At 70.9% G+C, this 15,656-nt stretch carries 16 protein-coding genes; 6 read left to right on the top strand and 10 right to left on the bottom strand.

Features of this window, described 5'->3' with window-relative positions; translation table 11 throughout:
• Nucleotides 1-108: 108 nt before the first annotated feature.
• From ACWCQK_RS26990 to ACWCQK_RS27005, 4 genes are all read right to left on the bottom strand, one after another.
• A complete protein-coding gene (locus tag ACWCQK_RS26990) occupies nt 109-1,017 on the bottom strand; it encodes an amino acid ABC transporter permease (RefSeq protein ID WP_451159140.1) in 909 nt (302 codons plus the stop codon).
• Nucleotides 1,014-1,682 carry an amino acid ABC transporter permease gene (locus ACWCQK_RS26995; protein ID WP_451159142.1) on the bottom strand — a complete coding sequence of 223 codons (669 nt, stop codon included), beginning with the start codon at nt 1,680-1,682 and terminating at the stop codon, nt 1,014-1,016. Before ACWCQK_RS26995 ends, ACWCQK_RS26990 begins: the two co-directional genes overlap by 4 nt.
• Before the next feature lie 121 nt (nt 1,683-1,803).
• Nucleotides 1,804-2,649: a glutamate ABC transporter substrate-binding protein gene (locus ACWCQK_RS27000; RefSeq protein ID WP_451159144.1), complete on the bottom strand. Its 846-nt coding sequence runs from the start codon at nt 2,647-2,649 to the stop codon at nt 1,804-1,806.
• Nucleotides 2,650-2,965: 316 nt separating this feature from the next.
• Nucleotides 2,966-3,742, bottom strand: coding sequence for an amino acid ABC transporter ATP-binding protein (locus tag ACWCQK_RS27005; protein ID WP_451159146.1), 777 nt, complete (start codon nt 3,740-3,742; stop codon nt 2,966-2,968).
• Nucleotides 3,743-4,025: 283 nt separating this feature from the next.
• Between ACWCQK_RS27005 and ACWCQK_RS27010 the strand changes: the two genes are divergently transcribed.
• Complete coding sequence (locus ACWCQK_RS27010) at nt 4,026-4,712, top strand: response regulator transcription factor (RefSeq protein ID WP_451159148.1); 687 nt, start codon at nt 4,026-4,028, stop codon at nt 4,710-4,712.
• 10 nt (nt 4,713-4,722) lie between these two features.
• Entirely contained in the window at nt 4,723-6,129 is a 1,407-nt protein-coding gene (locus tag ACWCQK_RS27015; RefSeq protein WP_451159150.1) for an ATP-binding protein, read from the top strand.
• Here the strand turns inward: ACWCQK_RS27015 and ACWCQK_RS27020 are convergent.
• Entirely contained in the window at nt 6,119-7,117 is a 999-nt protein-coding gene (locus ACWCQK_RS27020; RefSeq protein WP_451159152.1) for a TAXI family TRAP transporter solute-binding subunit, read from the bottom strand. The genes ACWCQK_RS27015 and ACWCQK_RS27020 overlap by 11 nt on opposite strands.
• Nucleotides 7,118-7,205: 88 nt before the next feature.
• Between ACWCQK_RS27020 and ACWCQK_RS27025 the strand changes: the two genes are divergently transcribed.
• Nucleotides 7,206-7,613: a pyrophosphohydrolase domain-containing protein gene (locus ACWCQK_RS27025; protein ID WP_451159154.1), complete on the top strand. Its 408-nt coding sequence runs from the start codon at nt 7,206-7,208 to the stop codon at nt 7,611-7,613.
• A gap of 128 nt (nt 7,614-7,741) precedes the next feature.
• Here ACWCQK_RS27025 and ACWCQK_RS27030 read toward each other — a convergent pair whose 3' ends face one another.
• The 3 genes from ACWCQK_RS27030 to ACWCQK_RS27040 all read right to left on the bottom strand — a co-directional run bounded on the left by ACWCQK_RS27030 (nt 7,742) and on the right by ACWCQK_RS27040 (nt 11,395).
• Nucleotides 7,742-9,127, bottom strand: a complete 1,386-nt coding sequence (locus ACWCQK_RS27030) for a hypothetical protein (RefSeq protein WP_451159156.1) — start codon at nt 9,125-9,127, stop codon at nt 7,742-7,744.
• A gap of 536 nt (nt 9,128-9,663) precedes the next feature.
• Nucleotides 9,664-10,905 carry a cation:proton antiporter gene (locus tag ACWCQK_RS27035; RefSeq protein WP_451159158.1) on the bottom strand — a complete coding sequence of 414 codons (1,242 nt, stop codon included), beginning with the start codon at nt 10,903-10,905 and terminating at the stop codon, nt 9,664-9,666.
• Nucleotides 10,906-10,909: 4 nt separating this feature from the next.
• On the bottom strand, nt 10,910-11,395 hold the full coding sequence (locus ACWCQK_RS27040; protein WP_451159160.1) for a cation:proton antiporter regulatory subunit: 486 nt from the start codon (nt 11,393-11,395) through the stop codon (nt 10,910-10,912).
• A 358-nt stretch (nt 11,396-11,753) separates the two neighbouring features.
• Between ACWCQK_RS27040 and ACWCQK_RS27045 the strand changes: the two genes are divergently transcribed.
• Nucleotides 11,754-12,812: a sensor histidine kinase gene (locus ACWCQK_RS27045; protein WP_451159320.1), complete on the top strand. Its 1,059-nt coding sequence runs from the start codon at nt 11,754-11,756 to the stop codon at nt 12,810-12,812.
• On the top strand, nt 12,809-13,471 hold the full coding sequence (locus ACWCQK_RS27050; protein WP_451159162.1) for a response regulator: 663 nt from the start codon (nt 12,809-12,811) through the stop codon (nt 13,469-13,471). The genes ACWCQK_RS27045 and ACWCQK_RS27050 overlap by 4 nt, the downstream gene beginning before the upstream one ends.
• A gap of 105 nt (nt 13,472-13,576) precedes the next feature.
• Here ACWCQK_RS27050 and ACWCQK_RS27055 read toward each other — a convergent pair whose 3' ends face one another.
• Both ACWCQK_RS27055 and ACWCQK_RS27060 read right to left on the bottom strand, forming a co-directional pair.
• Nucleotides 13,577-14,143: a PaaI family thioesterase gene (locus ACWCQK_RS27055; RefSeq protein ID WP_451159164.1), complete on the bottom strand. Its 567-nt coding sequence runs from the start codon at nt 14,141-14,143 to the stop codon at nt 13,577-13,579.
• Nucleotides 14,144-14,277: 134 nt separating this feature from the next.
• On the bottom strand, nt 14,278-14,577 hold the full coding sequence (locus tag ACWCQK_RS27060) for a putative quinol monooxygenase (RefSeq protein WP_451159166.1): 300 nt from the start codon (nt 14,575-14,577) through the stop codon (nt 14,278-14,280).
• 103 nt (nt 14,578-14,680) lie between these two features.
• On the opposite strand from ACWCQK_RS27060, the gene ACWCQK_RS27065 reads away from it, so the two are divergent.
• Nucleotides 14,681-15,640: a GlxA family transcriptional regulator gene (locus ACWCQK_RS27065; RefSeq protein WP_451159168.1), complete on the top strand. Its 960-nt coding sequence runs from the start codon at nt 14,681-14,683 to the stop codon at nt 15,638-15,640.
• Nucleotides 15,641-15,656: the final 16 nt, after the last annotated feature.

Genomic DNA, 15,656 nt, shown 5'->3' on the forward strand with positions numbered 1-15,656 from the left:
GCACGATCACAGAACGTATGCAACCTATTGCCGGTGCTTGCGTCAAGTGACGGAGGCAGTGGCGATCATGCCACTGCCTCCTTACCGGTCACGTCACTTGAGTGTGCGTCAGACGCTGCCGCCCGCGCCGGTGCCGAAGGTACCCCCGACCTCGGCGGCGTTGAGTTCCTGGACCTTCTCGGCACCGAGGACCGTGCCCGTACCGCGCTTGCTGCGGCGCAGCCATCGCTCCAGCCAGGAGGCGAAGGAGGTGAAGGCGAAGTTCACCACGATGAAGATGATCGCCACCGCGATGAAGCTGGGGACGACGTTGGCGTAGTTGGCCGCGAGCGTGCTGCGCTCGTTGAGCAGTTCGGGGAACTGGAGCATGACGCCGCCCAGCGCGGTGTCCTTCACGATGACCACGAGCTGGCTGACGATGGCCGGCAGCATGACGGTGACGGCCTGCGGGAGCAGGATGCTGGTCATCGTCTGGCCCTTGCGCAGACCGATCGCGTACGCGGCCTCCGTCTGGCCCTTGGGCAGGGCGAGGATGCCGGCCCGGACGACCTCCGCGAGGACCGAGGCGTTGTAGAGGACCAGGCCGGTGACGACCGCGTAGAGAGGCCGGTCCTCGCTGCTGACGCCGGTGGAGCGGACGTAGAACTCCTGGGCGAACAGCATCAGGAGCAGTACCGGGATCGCGCGGAAGAACTCGACGACGACACCGGCCGGAACGCGGATCCAGCGGTGGTCGGACATCCGGGCGATGCCGAAGACCGCGCCCAGGGGGAGGGCGATGATCATGGAGAGGGCGGCGGCCTTGAGGGTGTTGCCGAGGCCGGGCAGCAGGTACGTCGTCCAGGCCTGGCCCGTGGTGAACGGCTCCCACAGGGCCCAGTCCAGCTGGTGCTTGTCGTCCATCATCTGCCAGGCCCACCACAGGAGCAGGGCGAGCAAGGCGAAGAAGACTATGGAGAGGACTATGTTGCGCTGCTTGGCCCGCGGGCCGGGCGCGTCGTAGAGAACGGAGGTCATCGCTTCACCGCCAGTCGCTTGCCGACCCAGCCGAGGAGGAGGCCGGTGGGCAGGGTCAGTACCACGAACCCGAGGGCGAAGACCGCGCCGATGGCGAGCGACTGGGCCTCGTTCTCGATCATCGTCTTCATCAGGCTCGCGGCCTCGGCCACGCCGATCGCGGCCGCCACGGTGGTGTTCTTGGTGAGGGCGATCAGGACGTTCGCCAGCGGCGCGATCACCGCGCGGAAGGCCTGGGGCAGCACTATCAGGCGCAGCGACTGACTGAAGTTCAGTCCGATGGCGCGGGCCGCCTCCGCCTGGCCGACGGGCACGGTGTTGATCCCGGAGCGGATCGACTCGCAGACGAAGGCCGCCGTGTAGGCCGAGAGGCTGAGTGTCGCCAGCCGGAAGCCCTGGAGCTTGAAGTCGTCGGACGCGCCCATGGTCATGCCGAAGATGTCGGCCAGGCCCAGCGAGGAGAAGACGATGATGACCGTCAGCGGGATGTTCCGCACGATGTTCACGTAGGCGGTGCCGAATCCGCGCATGAGCGGGACGGGGCTGACCCGCATCGCCGCCAGCAGGGTGCCCCAGACCAGGGAGCCGACGGCGGAGAGGGCGGTGAGTTTCACCGTCATCCAGAACGCCCCGAGGACGTCGTAACCTTCAAGAAAGTCGAACACGATCTCCCGCGCTTCCGGGTGTGTGGCGTACGTGGAGGGTGTGGCGCGCCGCCGCCCGCCGGTCAGGTGGCGGGCGGCGGCGCGCCGGGAGAACCCTGCGTTGCTCGGCCGGAGCCGCGCGTTACTTGACGATGTTGCCGATCGCCGGGGCGGGCTCGTTCTTGTAGCCCGCCGGGCCGAAGTTGGCCTCGACCGCCTTCTTCCACGAGCCGTCGCTGACCATCTTCTTGAGGGCGTCGTTGATCTTGGTGACGGTCGCGGTGTCGCCCTTCTTGACGCCGATGCCGTAGTTCTCGTTGCTGAGCTTCAGGCCCGCGAGCTTGAACTGACCCTTGTACTTGTCCTGCGCGGCGAAGCCCGCGAGGATCGAGTCATCGGTGGTCACGGCGACCACGGCGCCGCTCTGGAGGGCGGCGATGCACTCCGAGTAGCCGCTGTTCTCCCGCAGGTTGGCCTTCGGGGCGATGGACTTCTGGACGTTCTGCGCCGAGGTCGAGCCGGTCACGGAGCACAGGTTCTTGCCGTTGAGGTCGGTGCCCTTGGCGATGTCGGAGTCGGCCTTGACCAGCAGGTCCTGGTGGGCGAGCAGGTAGGGGCCGGCGAAGTCGACCTTCTCCTTGCGCTCGTCGTTGATGGAGTAGGTCGCCGCGATGAACTTCACGTCGCCGCGGGCGAGCGCGTTCTCGCGGTCGGCGCTCTTGGTCTGGACCCACTCGATCTTGTCGGCCGAGTAACCGAGCTCCTTGGCCACGTAGGTCGCCACGTCGATGTCGAAGCCGGAGTGGGAGCCGTCGGGCTCCTGCAGGCCGAGACCCGGCTGGTCGAACTTGACGCCGATCTTGATCTTGCCGCCGCCACCGCTGGAGCCGTTGCTGTCGTCGTCCTTGTTGTCGCCGCCGCAGGCGGTGGCGCTCAGCGCGAGGGCGAGTACGACGGCCGAAGCGGCGGTGACCTTGCGGAGCTTCATGGTGAACATCCTTCTGCTGATGAGGGAAAGCGGGCCGTCGGGTGCGGGTGACGCGGGTCCTCGGATGCGGCCGGCGCGGGCCGCGGTGCGGGTGACACGGGTCGCCGGGTGCGGGTCACACAGGTCGTCGGTGGGTCACACGGGTCGTCCGGGGCGTGCGGAGCGCGGTGGGCGCGATCCGTGGTGCGGGATGAGCGTGATCGGTCCTTGCGGGACCGGCCCGATCCGTACTGCGGGGCGGGCGCGATCCGTGGTGCGGGATCGCGCGGGTCAGTGGTGGGGGATCGGCGCGGTCGGTGTGAGGGGATCGGCGGAGTCAGTGGTGCAGGATCTTCGACAGGAAGTCCTTGGCGCGGTCGCTGCGCGGGTTGCTGAAGAACTGGTCGGGTGTGGCCTGTTCGACGATGCGGCCGTCCGCCATGAAGACCACCCGGTTCGCCGCCGAGCGGGCGAAGCCCATTTCGTGGGTGACGACGATCATGGTCATGCCGTCCCGGGCGAGCTGCTGCATGACCTCCAGCACCTCGTTGATCATCTCCGGGTCGAGGGCCGACGTCGGCTCGTCGAAGAGCATGACCTTCGGGTCCATCGCGAGGGCCCGCGCGATGGCGACGCGCTGCTGCTGGCCGCCGGAGAGCTGTGCGGGGTACTTGTCGGCCTGGGTGGCCACGCCGACCCGGTCGAGCAGCGCGCGGGCCTTCTCCTCGGCCTGCTTCCTGTCCGCCTTGCGGACCTTGATCTGACCCAGCATCACGTTCTCGAGCACGGTCTTGTGCGCGAAGAGGTTGAAGGACTGGAACACCATGCCGACGTCGGCGCGCAGCCGCGCCAGTTCCTTGCCCTCCTGGGGCAGCGCCTTGCCGTCGATCGTGATCGTGCCCGAGTCGGTGGTCTCCAGGCGGTTGATGGTGCGGCACAGGGTGGACTTCCCGGACCCCGAGGGTCCGATGACCACGACGACCTCGCCGCGGGCGATCGTCAGATCGATGTCCTGGAGCACGTGCAACGCGCCGAAGTGCTTGTTGACACTCTTCAGGACGACCAGTTCGCCGGTCGCGGCCACGTCTTCCTTGGCCACCGATACTTCGGTCATCGCTTACTGGCTCCGTCCTGCTCGGTTTCGGAGGACAGTAGTGATGCCGCACGACCAGCGTCATTACATCTGAGGGGAATCTGAGCATCACGATCCGATAGCAATCGGACACGTGTCGTAGCAGTTGCGACCTGCGGGCGTATCGGCCGGGTAACGGAACGTGCGCGCAACCGGAACCCACTTGACGCCGTCGACGTCCATCAGCGTGACTGCCATGGTGCACGCGTGTGTGCGCACGCCTATCGATCGACACCGTACGCACGATGAACCGGAGGGAGCCGGGATGAGACTGCTTCTCGTCGAGGACGACAACCATGTCGCAGCCGCCTTGTCCGCGGTCCTGGCGCGGCACGGTTTCGACGTCACGCACGCCCGCAGCGGCGAGGAGGCCCTCCAGGCACTCGTCCCCGAAAGCGCCTGCTTCGGTGTCGTCCTGCTCGACCTCGGGCTGCCCGACCAGGACGGTTACGAGGTGTGCGGCAAGATCCGCAAGCGCACGAGCACTCCGGTGATCATGGTCACCGCCCGTTCCGACGTGCGTTCGCGCATCCACGGCCTCAACCTCGGCGCCGACGACTACGTGGTGAAGCCCTACGACACCGGCGAACTGCTCGCCCGGATCCACGCCGTCAGCCGGCGCGCGGTGCACGAGGACACCCCCGGGGGCGCCGACACCGCGCTGCGCCTGGGCCCCGTGCACATCGAACTGCCCACCCGCCAGGTCAGCGTGGACGGTTCGGTCGTCCAACTTACCCGCAAGGAGTTCGACCTCCTCGCGCTGCTCGCCCAGCGCCCCGGTGTGGTCTTCCGCCGCGAGCAGATCATCAGCGAGGTCTGGCGCACCAGCTGGGAGGGCACGGGCCGCACCCTGGAGGTGCACGTGGCGTCCCTGCGGGCCAAACTGCGCATGCCCGCCCTGATCGAGACCGTGCGCGGCGTGGGCTACCGGCTCGTCGCCCCGGCCGCCTAGCGGGGACGGTTTGCGCACACGTCTGCTGCCGCTGCTCATCGTCCTGATGGCGGCCGTGCTGCTCGCGCTCGGCATTCCGCTCGCCGCCAGTGTGGCCGCGGCCCAGCAGCAGAAGGTCGTCGTCGACCGCATCGACGACACCGCCCGCTTCGCGGCCCTCGCCCAGTACGTCACCGAGGTGCCCGGCGGCTCGCGTCCCATGGCCAAGGACGAGCGCAAGGAGACGCTCAACAACGAACTCGCCAGCTACTACGAGGTCTACGGCATTCGTGCCGGTGTCTACTACCGCACCGACACCCCCATGGCTCAGGCGCCCGCCGACTGGTTCCTCCCCCAGACGGGTGAGGTGCGGGAGGCCTTCGGGGAGGCGTTGCTCAGCCGTCGTAGCCACGATCCGCAGCAGGTCTGGCCCTGGGACCGTCGTCAACTGGTCGTCGCGTCACCGGTCATCCGGGACGGCGACGTCGTCGCGGTCGTCGTCACCGACTCGCCCACCGGGGCGATGCGTTCGCGGATCCTGCACGGCTGGATGGTGATCGCCGCGGGCGAGTTCGCCGCGATGCTGCTCGCCGTCGGCGCCGCCCTGCGGCTGACCGGATGGGTCCTCAGGCCGGTACGGATCCTGGACGCCACCACCCACGACATCGCCACCGGGCGGCTGAAGTCCCGGGTCGCGGCGGCCGGTGGTCCGCCGGAACTCAGGCGGCTGGCCCGGTCGTTCAACGAGATGGCGGACAACGTCGAGGACGTGCTGGAGCAGCAGCGCGCCTTCGTCGCCGACGCCTCGCACCAGTTGCGCAATCCGCTCGCGGCGCTGCTGCTGCGTATCGAACTGCTCGCCCTCGAACTGCCCGAGGGCAACGAGGAGATCGCCTCGGTCCAGACCGAGGGCAAGCGCCTCGCGCAGGTCCTGGACGACCTGCTCGACCTGGCGCTCGCCGAGCACGCCGAGGCGGACCTGACGCTCACCGACATCGGCGCGCTGACCGCCGAGCGCGTCGAGGCCTGGTCGCCGACCGCCACGGCCAAGGGCGTACGGCTGGTGGGCGACTGCCCGCCCACCACGGCCTGGGCGGACCCGATCACCCTGTCCAGCGCGCTGGACGCGGTGATCGACAACGCGGTGAAGTTCACGCCCGAGGACCAGAGCGTCGAGGTGACCGTCGCCTCCAACGGCGAGACCTCGACCGTCGTCGTCACCGACAACGGCCCCGGTCTGACCGAGGACGAACTCGGCCGCGTCGGCGACCGGTTCTGGCGCAGCGGCCGCCATCAGAACGTCAAGGGCTCCGGACTCGGTCTGTCCATCTCCCGGGTGCTGCTGGAGGCGGGCGGCGGCGCGATCGCCTACGACCACCACGAGCCGCACGGGCTGCGGGTGACGGTGACGGTACCGAGGTCGAGGCCTACGGCTTGACCGACCGGTAGTAGCGCCGGGCGCCCTCGTGGAGCTGGAGCGGGTCGGTGTAGATCGCCGTGCGCAGGTCGACGAGCTGCGCCGAGTGGACGTGGGCGCCGATGCCGTCCCGGCTCTTGATCACGGTTCGGGTGACCCACTCGATGAGCCGAGGGTCCAGGTCCGTGCGGGTGATCAGCAGGTTGGACACCGCCATCGTGGGCACGACCGACCCGTTCTGCACGGTGGGGTAGGCCGACTCCGGCATGTTGGTCGCGCGGTAGTACCGGGTGGCGTCGCCCTCGGTGTGCAGCCGCGTCACGAGCTCGGGCTCGATCGGGACGAACCGGATGGAGAAGTCGTCGGCGAGCTTCCTCACGCCCTCCGTCGGCAGGCCGCCCGACCAGAAGAACGCGTCGATGTCCCCCGACTTCAGCCGCTCGGGCGCGGTGCTTATGCCGTCGGACTCGGGGGTGATGTCCTTGCGCACGTCGATGCCCGCCGCCCCGAGCACCCGGTTGGCGATGAGGCGCACCCCGGACTCCGGCGGCCCTATGGCCACGCGCTTGCCCTTGAGGTCGGCGACGGAGTCGATGCGCGACTCGCGCGCGACGGCGATCTGCACGTAGTCGTCGTAGAGGCGGGCGATCCCGCGCAGCCGGGCGGCACCCTTGCCGCGGTGCAGTTCGTACGTCTCCACCGCGTCGGCCGCGGCGATGGTGAAGTCGGCCTGGCCGGACGCCACGCGCGCGACGTTCTCCTGCGACCCGTCGCTGGTCTGGAGGTTCACCGTCAAGTTCGGCATGTCCCTGTCCAACTCGGCGCGCAGCAGCTTGCCGTACTCCTGGTAGACCCCGCTCGGTGTCCCCGTGCTCAGGGAGATCGTCCCGCCCGGCGGCTCCTCGCCGAGGGGCAACAGCCACCACAGGAGCAGTCCGAGCGCCACGAAACCGGCGGTCGCGCCCTGGAGGGCCCGGCGCCTGCCGATACGGGGGAACACCTTGGACATGGCCGCGATCCTGCCAGTACAGGTGCGGTGACGGCCAGGGGGGTCTTGTCCGGCTGGGGTGTCAGTGGTGATCGGTAGAGTCGGATCCATGAGTTCCTCGCCCGCCGACCTGGTCCGTGAGTTCCACCGCGCCTTCGGGCTGGACACCCGCAGCAGACCGACGCGGGTGTCCGCCGAGCTCGCCGCGCACCGGGGCGAGCTGCTCGCGGAGGAGGCCGCCGAGGTGGCCGAGGTCTCGGTCGAGGGCCCGCTCGACAGCCTCGCCCACGAACTGGCCGACGTCGTCTATGTGGCGTACGGCACGGCCCTCGTCCACGGGATCGACCTCGACGCGGTGATCGCCGAGATCCACCGCTCCAACATGACCAAGCTCGGCCCCGACGGCCAGGTGGCCCGCCGCGCGGACGGCAAGGTCCTCAAGGGCGAGCACTACGAGGCGCCCGACGTGTCGGCCGTGCTGCGCCGCCAGGGCTGGGTGCCCGACGGCGCGGTCTGACACCTACACGTGCGGCACCTCGCCGCCAGGGCTGGGTCCCTGACGGCGCGGTCCGGCACGTACGCGTACGGCACCTGGCGGCGCGGTTTCAGGCGTGAGTCACCCGGCGGCACAGCTCACGCGTACGGCTACGGCGTGCCGCCGGCCGCCAGCTTCCACTCCCGGTGCAGGGTGCCCAGCGGGATGTCCCGCCCGAGCACGGGCGTGCCGAACACCGACAGCTGGATCCGCAGCGTGCCGCTCAGGTCGACGCCGCCGTACACGGCCCAGACGGCGTTCGCGTCCAGGGTCGCGTCCGTGCCGGTGACCGTGCCGGTGGCCTCGCCGCGCACATAGGGCGCGAGATCGGCGGCGACGCCCACACTGCCGTACAGGCCGACGAAGGCCTGCGCGCCGAGCGCCGCCTTCACGGCGCCCGCGGTGCTGACCGAGGTCCGTACGGGAGTGCTCGTCATGTCGGAGTCGCTGACCGGGGTCCAGCCCTTGGCGGCGGAGAAGGTGCCGCCCGCCTTGAAGTCGCCCTTGAGGCTCTGCTCCACGTCCACGGTGACGGTGCCGTCGCCGCTGATCTGCACGTAGCAGGTCAGGTCCAGGTTGACCACGACCGGGACGGGGCCGACCTGGAGCACGGGGTCCGCGTGGAGCTTGGCGAACGGGATCCGCAGCGGCGTGGTGGCGGCCGCGGCCCGGCCCTTGAGGGCCCAGCCCGAGGTCCAGTCGCCGGACACGCCCAGGTAGGCCGAGCCGGGCGTGGCGTCGACGCCCTCGCCGCCGTAGCGGAAGTCGACCTGCGGGGCGACCTGTACGTAGCCGGAGACCGAGGCGGTGGCGGACGCCGGCGCGCCCGCGGCCGTGGGCACCTCGGCCCGCACGTCCAGCCGCAGGCTGCCGAGCGGTACCGCGGCGCCCTCCGGGCCGACGTGGACGTCGCCCGTCCTGGTCCACGAGAGGTCGACGTCGGGCAGCAGCTTCTCGACGTCGAAGGAGGCGGGGTCGACCGGCACGGTGCCGCGTGCCGTGTCGTCGCCGAGCAGGGCGTTGAGGGCGGCCGGCTCGGTCTGCACCTCCGTGCCGGTGTCCGTCTCGCCGACCACCTTGGTGATCTTGGCGAGCAGCCCGCGCGGTGCGCCGGGCGCGGGGGCACTGGCGATGACGTCGCCCACGGCGGCGCGGTGGGGCGTCCCGGTGGGGCCGGGGGAGGCCGACGCCGTGGCCGAGGGAGACGGCCGGGCCGCACCCTTCGACGCGATGACGGCACGGCGGGTCCTGCTGTCGTACGAGCTCACGGTGAGCGTCGTACTGCGGGCGGCCTGTCCACCGGAACGGCCAGGGTGCGCGGTGGCGGTCGCGGTGCCGGTGGGCGCGGCGGCCACCGCGAGGGAGCGAGCGGAAGAGGCGTCGCCGTCAACCGCGGTGGCCTGCCCGCCGGGTTCCGCGGCCGCACGGCCGGTCTCCCGCGGGGGCGAGGAGCAGCCGGCGGCGAGGAGAAGGGCGGCCGTGGTCAGTACGGGCATGAGGGCACGCGTGTGCCAACGCCTCGTGCGTCTGCGCAAGGTCAGTCCTGGGGGGTGGTGGGGGGTGACAAGGAGATACCGGCGAGTATTACTGTCCGGTAATAAGGCATGAGCATGCCACGGGCGCTCCAAGGGAGCTCCACAATCCGGCCACAGCTGTGTGTGATCTGTGACACGGCGTCACCGGATGCGGCTCGGTGCCGCCGTGGCACGAATTCCGGGCTGTCGCGGGTGCCTCGGCCTTGCTTGCCTGCGACCGGGGGGGGGCAGTCAGGGATCGGCGTCTGTGGGGGGAGTCCGGGGTTAGTCCCTGAGGGGCGTCGGCCGGGGATCGGCGTCGGTCACCGGCCGGCGTCGGTCGTCGACCGGTGGAGGTCATGGGCTGGTGTTCGCTGGTGACCGGCGGCGGTCGTGGGCCGGTGTCCGTCACCGACCGGCGTGTGCCAAGGGTGGGCGTCCGTCATCGACCCTTCTCCGCCGCCGGCCGTCGCCTGTCACCGGCCGTGTCACCAGCCGTCGCCCGGCACCCACCGGCGTCAGTCGCCCACCGGTGTCTGTGCCCGCGCCTCCTCCTCCGGCGCGGGCGCGGGCGCGGCCTCGCCTCGGACGGTCCGCCGCGCCGCGGCGCGCCGGCTCCACAGGGCCGCGAGGGGCTCCGTATAGCGCGCGGTGAGCGGGCCGAGGACGACGAGGATGAGGACGTACGCCGTGGCCAGCGGGCCCAGGGACGGCTCGATGCCCGCCGTGACGGCCAGGCCCGCGATGACGATCGAGAACTCGCCGCGCGCCACCAACGCGCCGCCCGCCCGCCAGCGTCCCTTCACGGAGATTCCCGCGCGCCGTGCCGCCCAGTACCCGGTGGCGATCTTCGTCGCCGTGGTGACGGCGGCCAGCGCGAGGGCGGGCAGCAGCACCGGAGGAATACTGGCCGGATCCGTGTGCAGCCCGAAGAAGACGAAGAAGACCGCGGCGAAGAGGTCGCGCAAGGGGCTCAGCAGTGTGTGCGCGCCCTCCGCGACCTCCCCGGACAGCGCGATCCCCACCAGGAAGGCGCCCACAGCCGCCGACACCTGGAGCTGTTGCGCCACGCCCGCGACCAGAATGGTCAGCCCCAGGACGACGAGCAGCAGCTTCTCCGGGTCGTCGCTGGAGACGAAACGGGAGATGACCCGGCCGTAGCGGACGGCGAGGAACAGCACCAGCCCGGCGGCGCCCAGCGCGATCGCCAGCGTGACGCTCCCGGCCGCCAGCCCCGCCCCGGCGACCAGCGCGGTGACGATGGGCAGGTACACCGCCATCGCCAGGTCCTCCAGGACCAGGACGCTCAGGATCACCGGGGTCTCCCGGTTGCCGACCCGGCCCAGGTCACCGAGCACCTTGGCGATCACCCCGGACGACGAGATCCAGGTGACGCCCGCCAGTACCACGGCGGCCACCGGACCCCACCCCAGCAGCAGAGCGGCCGCCGCGCCCGGCAGCGCGTTGAGCGCGCAGTCGACGAGACCGGACGGGTAGTGGGCCTTGAGATTGGAGACCAGATCGCTCGCCGTGTACTCCAGGCCGAGCATCAACAGCAGCAGGATGACGCCGATCTCGGCGCCGGTGGCGACGAACTCCTCGCTCGCGCCGAGCGGCAGCAGCCCGCCCTCACCGAAGGCCAGCCCGGCGAGCAGGTACAGCGGGATGGGCGAGAACTGGAAGCGGGCGGCGAACCGCCCGAGCAGCCCGAGCGCCAGGATGATGGAACCGAACTCGATCAGCAGCACCGCGGAGTGCACCCGTTCACTCCCGCCCCAGAATCGTCGCCGCCGTGTCGACGCCCTCACGGGTGCCGATGACGATCAGGGTGTCGCCGCCCGCCAGCCGGAAGTCAGGCGTCGGTGACGGGATGGCCTCGGCCCGCCGCAGCACCGCCACGATCGACGCGCCGGTCTCGGTCCGCATCCGGGTGTCGCCCAGCAGACGGCCGTTCCAGTGCGAGGTGGCCGCGACCTCGATGCGCTCGGCCACCAGCCCCAGGTCCGTGGTGTACAGCAGGCTCGCGCTGTGGTGGGTCGGCTTCAGCGCGTCGATCAGTGCCCCCGCCTCCGCGCCGGTCATCCGCAGGGAGTGGGCGCAGGAGTCGGGATCGTCGGTCCGGTACATGTTCACCGTGCGCGTGCCGTCGCGGTGCGCCACCACCGACAGATGGCGCTGTTCTCGCGTCACCAGGTCGTACTGGACCCCGATGCCTGGCAGCGGCGTCGCTCGGAGGCGTGGAGCAGACACGTTTCTTCCCCTTGCTGGTCGTACTTTCCGGTCGTGCTGGCTGGTCGTGCTCGCGGGTTGTCCCCGCTGGCTTGCTGTCGTTCCGACTGGTTGTACTCGCGGGTTGCCCCCGCCGGTTTGCCGGCGTTCCGGCTGGTCGTTCACGGGTGCTCGGAGCCGCCATGCTGCCATCCGCCCGTACCGTGACGACATGGGTGTGATGACGGATGGACACGACCGGCGGGGGACGGAGAGGCTGGTGGAGGCTGTGCCGGTCGCTGGGACGGCGAACAACGGGAACGAGTACGCGGACGTCCGGAACGAGCACGTCGGCGGCGGGAACGCGTACGCGAACGTGGTGAGAGGCGGCGGCGGGACCATGTCGCTGTTCTGGCGGATCTTCTCCCTCAACGCCACGGGCCTGGTCGCGGCCGCCGCCCTGTTGCTGGGCCCGGTCACCGTGTCGACCCCGGTACTGGCGAACGAGGCGCTGGTCGTCGTCGGGGGCCTCGCGGCACTCCTGGTGGGCAACGCGGTCGTGCTGCGGATCGGGCTCGCCCCGCTGCGACGCCTCGGCCGCGCCATGGCCACCGCCGATCTGCTGCACCCAGGGCCGCACGCTTCCGTCGCGGGTCCCGCGGAGGCGGCGGAGCTGATCACGACGTACAACACGATGCTCGACCGGCTCGGGAGCGAGCGCGCCACCAGCGCGGCCCGGGCGCTGTCCGCGCAGGAGCGCGAGCGCCGGCGCATCGCCCGGGAGCTCCACGACGAGGTCGGGCAGACGCTGACCGCCGTGCTCCTCCAGCTCAAGCGGGTCGCGGACCGCGCGCCCGAGGAACTGCGCGAGGAGGTGCGCCAGGCGCAGGAGGCCACGCGCTCCGGCCTCGACGAGATCCGCCGCGTGGCCCGTCGGCTGCGCCCCGGCGTACTGGAGGAACTGGGCCTGGCCAGCGCCCTGCGCTCGCTCGCGGCCGAGTTCACCACGCGAGGACTGGCCGTACGCCATCAGGTCCCGGGCGAACTGCCCCCGCTGACCGAGGAGGTGGAGCTCGTGCTCTACCGGGTCGCCCAGGAAGGCCTCACCAACACCGTCCGGCACTCCGGTGCCGACCGGGCCGAGATCCGGCTCCGTCCCGTCGCCGACGGCGTCGAACTGCTCGTCCGCGACAACGGCACGGGCCTTGCGGCGGCGCGGGAGGGAGCCGGTATCCACGGCATGCGCGAACGGGCTCTGCTGGTCGGCGCGGCGCTGTCTCTGGGAGCCGCACCCGACGAGCGGGGCACCGAGATCCGCCTGCGAGTCCCGCTCACATCGAGAGCCCACGTGCCACCGACCGCACCCTCGTCCGAAGGCGCCTACGCGTCGCTCGCCGCGCCCACGTCTGAAAGCGCCCACGCGCCGCCCACCGTGCCCCCGGCCGAAGGAGACCGATGACGCCCGCCGCCGCCCCGATCCGGGTGCTCCTCGCCGACGACCACACGCTCGTACGACGCGGAGTGCGCCTCATCCTGGAGGGCGAACCGGATCTCACGGTCGTCGCCGAGGCGGGCGACGGCGCCGAGGCGGTGGCGCGGGCCCGCGCCGGCGACGTCGACCTGGCCGTCCTCGACATCGCCATGCCTCGGATGACCGGACTGCAGGCGGCCCGCGAGCTCTCCCGCCGTCTGCCGGACCTGCGCATCCTGATTCTGACGATGTACGACAACGAGCAGTACTTCTTCGAGGCGCTCCGCGCCGGGGCCGTCGGCTACGTCCTGAAGTCGGTCGCCGACCGCGACCTGGTGGAGGCCTGCCGGGCGGCGGTGCGTGACGAGCCGTTCATCTACCCGGGCGCGGAGCGGGCGCTGGTCCGTTCCTACCTGGACCGGCTGCACCGCGGCGACGGCCTGCCCGAGCGGGTCGTCACCGACCGCGAGGAGGAGATTCTCAAGCTCGTCGCCGAGGGACACACCTCGAAGGAGATCGGCGAACTGCTCTTCATCAGCGCGAAGACGGTCGAACGGCACCGCGCGAACCTGCTGCACAAGCTCGGCATGCGTGACCGACTCGAACTCACGCGGTACGCGATCCGGGCGGGACTCATCGATCCGTGAGCGCACTCACGGACTCGCGCACTCCGGGTGTCCGTGAGGGGAGTGTGTGGCTGTCCGGCTCTCCGGCTGCCCGGCTGCCCGTGAGGCGGGGCGTCGGCCGGCCGTTCAGCCGGTTTCGGGCAGCGCGAACACGGCGCAGGTGGCCGTTCCGTGCGCGTACAGCCTGCCGTCGTCGGCTCCGACGAGCCGGGCTTCGGCGGTCGCCGTGGTGCGGCCGACGTGGATGGCGCTGCCCTCGCAGCGCAGCGTCGGGGTCGTGGCGAACACCGGCCTGACCATGTTCACGCCGAGCTGGACGGTGGTGTACGCGCGCCGGGCCGGCAGGGCGGTGAGTACGGCGGTACCGAGCGCGGAGTCGAGCAGGGTGGCCATATAGCCACCGTGGACCGTGCCCATGGGGTTGAACAGGTGCTCCCCGGGCTCGCCCTCGAAGACGGCCCGTCCCTCCTCGGCCTCCACCAGCCGGAAGCCGAGGGTTCCGCAGATCGGGGCCTCGGGCAGCAGACCGTCCAGGCTCATACGGATCAGCTGAAGCCCCGTACGGTCACCGGCGACCGCGTAGCCCTGTGGGGGCCGCCAGGTGTGGGTGCGTGAGCGGGTCCCGGCCGGGAGCTCCGTCCCGGCGGATGCGTCGCCGGTGGTGGTGCGATGTGGGGTGGCGGACTGCGTCATCGTTCTGTCCTGTCCTTCTGTCCTTTGCCGGTCCTTCTCGGGGGCCGGCGTCGAGGGGCGGGGGGCCGGGCGGCGGCGTGGATGCCGCGCCGCCGCCCGGCGCCACCGGGGTCAGGGCCGTGCGGCCGCCGGGATCAGGGGAGCTTGACCGCCAGGACATCGACGGGCCGGATGTCCGGCGCCTCGCTCAGCATGGTCTGGGCGGCGTCCATCAACGCGGCGGCGATCGCGCCCTGGAGATGTCCCTGACGGCCCTGCTCGTCCTCGAAGGTGTCGAAGACGCCGAAGGTGGTGGGGCCCTGCCGGAACGCGAACCAGGTGACGGTGTGTTCCTCCTGCCGCGCGAGCTGCGACGCGTCGCTCAGCAGTGCCCCGACCTTGTCGGCGTACTCAGGCTTGGCCTCGATCCGTGCCAGCAGTCCGAGTGTCGTCATGGTGCGCTCCTGTGGTTGGTCTCCTGTGGACACCGAGGAATCTAGGTCGCTCCCACAGGCCGCTCCCAGTGTCGGAAACGACGCGTCCGATATCGTTTCCGACATGGACGTAGCTGTGCTGGCCTACGACGGGGTCTTCGACTCCGGCCTCGCTTCCCTGCTCGATGTACTCGAAGGGGCGAACGGCATGCGGCACGAGATCCCCGAGCCGCCGCCCGCCTGGAACGTCTCGACGGTCGGCTTCCGCCGCCGGATCCGTACGGGCGCGGGACATGTCGTCGAGACGCGCCCTGTCGGCACGGTGGTGGACGCGGATCTGCTGCTGGTGCCCGCGCTCGCCGAACGGCGGCCCGACGCGCTGATCGCGCATGTCTCGGGCCCCGACTCGTCGTCCGTACGACGGATGGTGGCCGCGACCCGCGAACGCGGCACGCCCGTCGCGTCCGCCTGCACGGGCACGTTCCTGCTGGCCGAGTCGGGAGTCCTCGACGGGCGCCGCGCCACGACGAGTTGGTGGCTCGCGCCGTACTTCCGCAAGCGCTACCCGGCGGTCGTCGTGGACGAGAGCCGCATGGTCACCACGTCGGAGGGCGTGACCACGGCCGGTGCGGCCTTCGGCCACGTCGACCTCGCCCTCGCGATCGTGCGGATGAGCAGTCCGGCCGTGGCGGATCTGGTCGCCCGCTATCTGGTCATTGACGAGCGCCCGTCCCAGGCGGCGTACACCATCTCCGCGGCCCTTGCGCAGAGCGATCCGGTCCTGGCGGAGTTCGAGCGCTGGGCCCGGGTCCACCTGGACGAGCCGATCTCGATCGCCCAGGGCGCGCGAGCCATCGGCGTGAGCGAGCGCACGCTCCAGCGCGCCGTGCGCCGCACGCTCGGTACGTCCCCCGTCGGCTTCGTCCGGGACCTTCGGGTCGAGCGCGCCTCACATCTGCTGCGCACCACCCGTCTCCCGCTGGAGCTCATCGCCCGCAAAGTCGGCTACGAGCACGCCAACACACTCCGCGTCCTGCTCCGCGAGCGCACCGGGGAAACCGCGCGCGCTCTGCGGGGGCGATGACACGATCGGGATGTGG

Source organism: Streptomyces sp. NPDC002306, from assembly GCF_053593435.1.

Coding starts and splice junctions, on each gene's coding strand:
- ACWCQK_RS27010 (WP_451159148.1), top strand. CDS start 4,026: ATGAGACTGCTTCTCGTCGAGGACGACAACCATGTCGCAGCCGCCTTG.
- ACWCQK_RS27025 (WP_451159154.1), top strand. CDS start 7,206: ATGAGTTCCTCGCCCGCCGACCTGGTCCGTGAGTTCCACCGCGCCTTC.
- ACWCQK_RS26990 (WP_451159140.1), bottom strand. CDS start 1,017: ATGACCTCCGTTCTCTACGACGCGCCCGGCCCGCGGGCCAAGCAGCGC.
- ACWCQK_RS27030 (WP_451159156.1), bottom strand. CDS start 9,127: ATGCCCGTACTGACCACGGCCGCCCTTCTCCTCGCCGCCGGCTGCTCC.
- ACWCQK_RS27060 (WP_451159166.1), bottom strand. CDS start 14,577: ATGACGACACTCGGACTGCTGGCACGGATCGAGGCCAAGCCTGAGTAC.
- ACWCQK_RS27065 (WP_451159168.1), top strand. CDS start 14,681: ATGGACGTAGCTGTGCTGGCCTACGACGGGGTCTTCGACTCCGGCCTC.
- ACWCQK_RS27045 (WP_451159320.1), top strand. CDS start 11,754: ATGTCGCTGTTCTGGCGGATCTTCTCCCTCAACGCCACGGGCCTGGTC.
- ACWCQK_RS27055 (WP_451159164.1), bottom strand. CDS start 14,143: ATGACGCAGTCCGCCACCCCACATCGCACCACCACCGGCGACGCATCC.
- ACWCQK_RS27000 (WP_451159144.1), bottom strand. CDS start 2,649: ATGAAGCTCCGCAAGGTCACCGCCGCTTCGGCCGTCGTACTCGCCCTC.
- ACWCQK_RS27020 (WP_451159152.1), bottom strand. CDS start 7,117: ATGTCCAAGGTGTTCCCCCGTATCGGCAGGCGCCGGGCCCTCCAGGGC.
- ACWCQK_RS27005 (WP_451159146.1), bottom strand. CDS start 3,742: ATGACCGAAGTATCGGTGGCCAAGGAAGACGTGGCCGCGACCGGCGAA.
- ACWCQK_RS27050 (WP_451159162.1), top strand. CDS start 12,809: ATGACGCCCGCCGCCGCCCCGATCCGGGTGCTCCTCGCCGACGACCAC.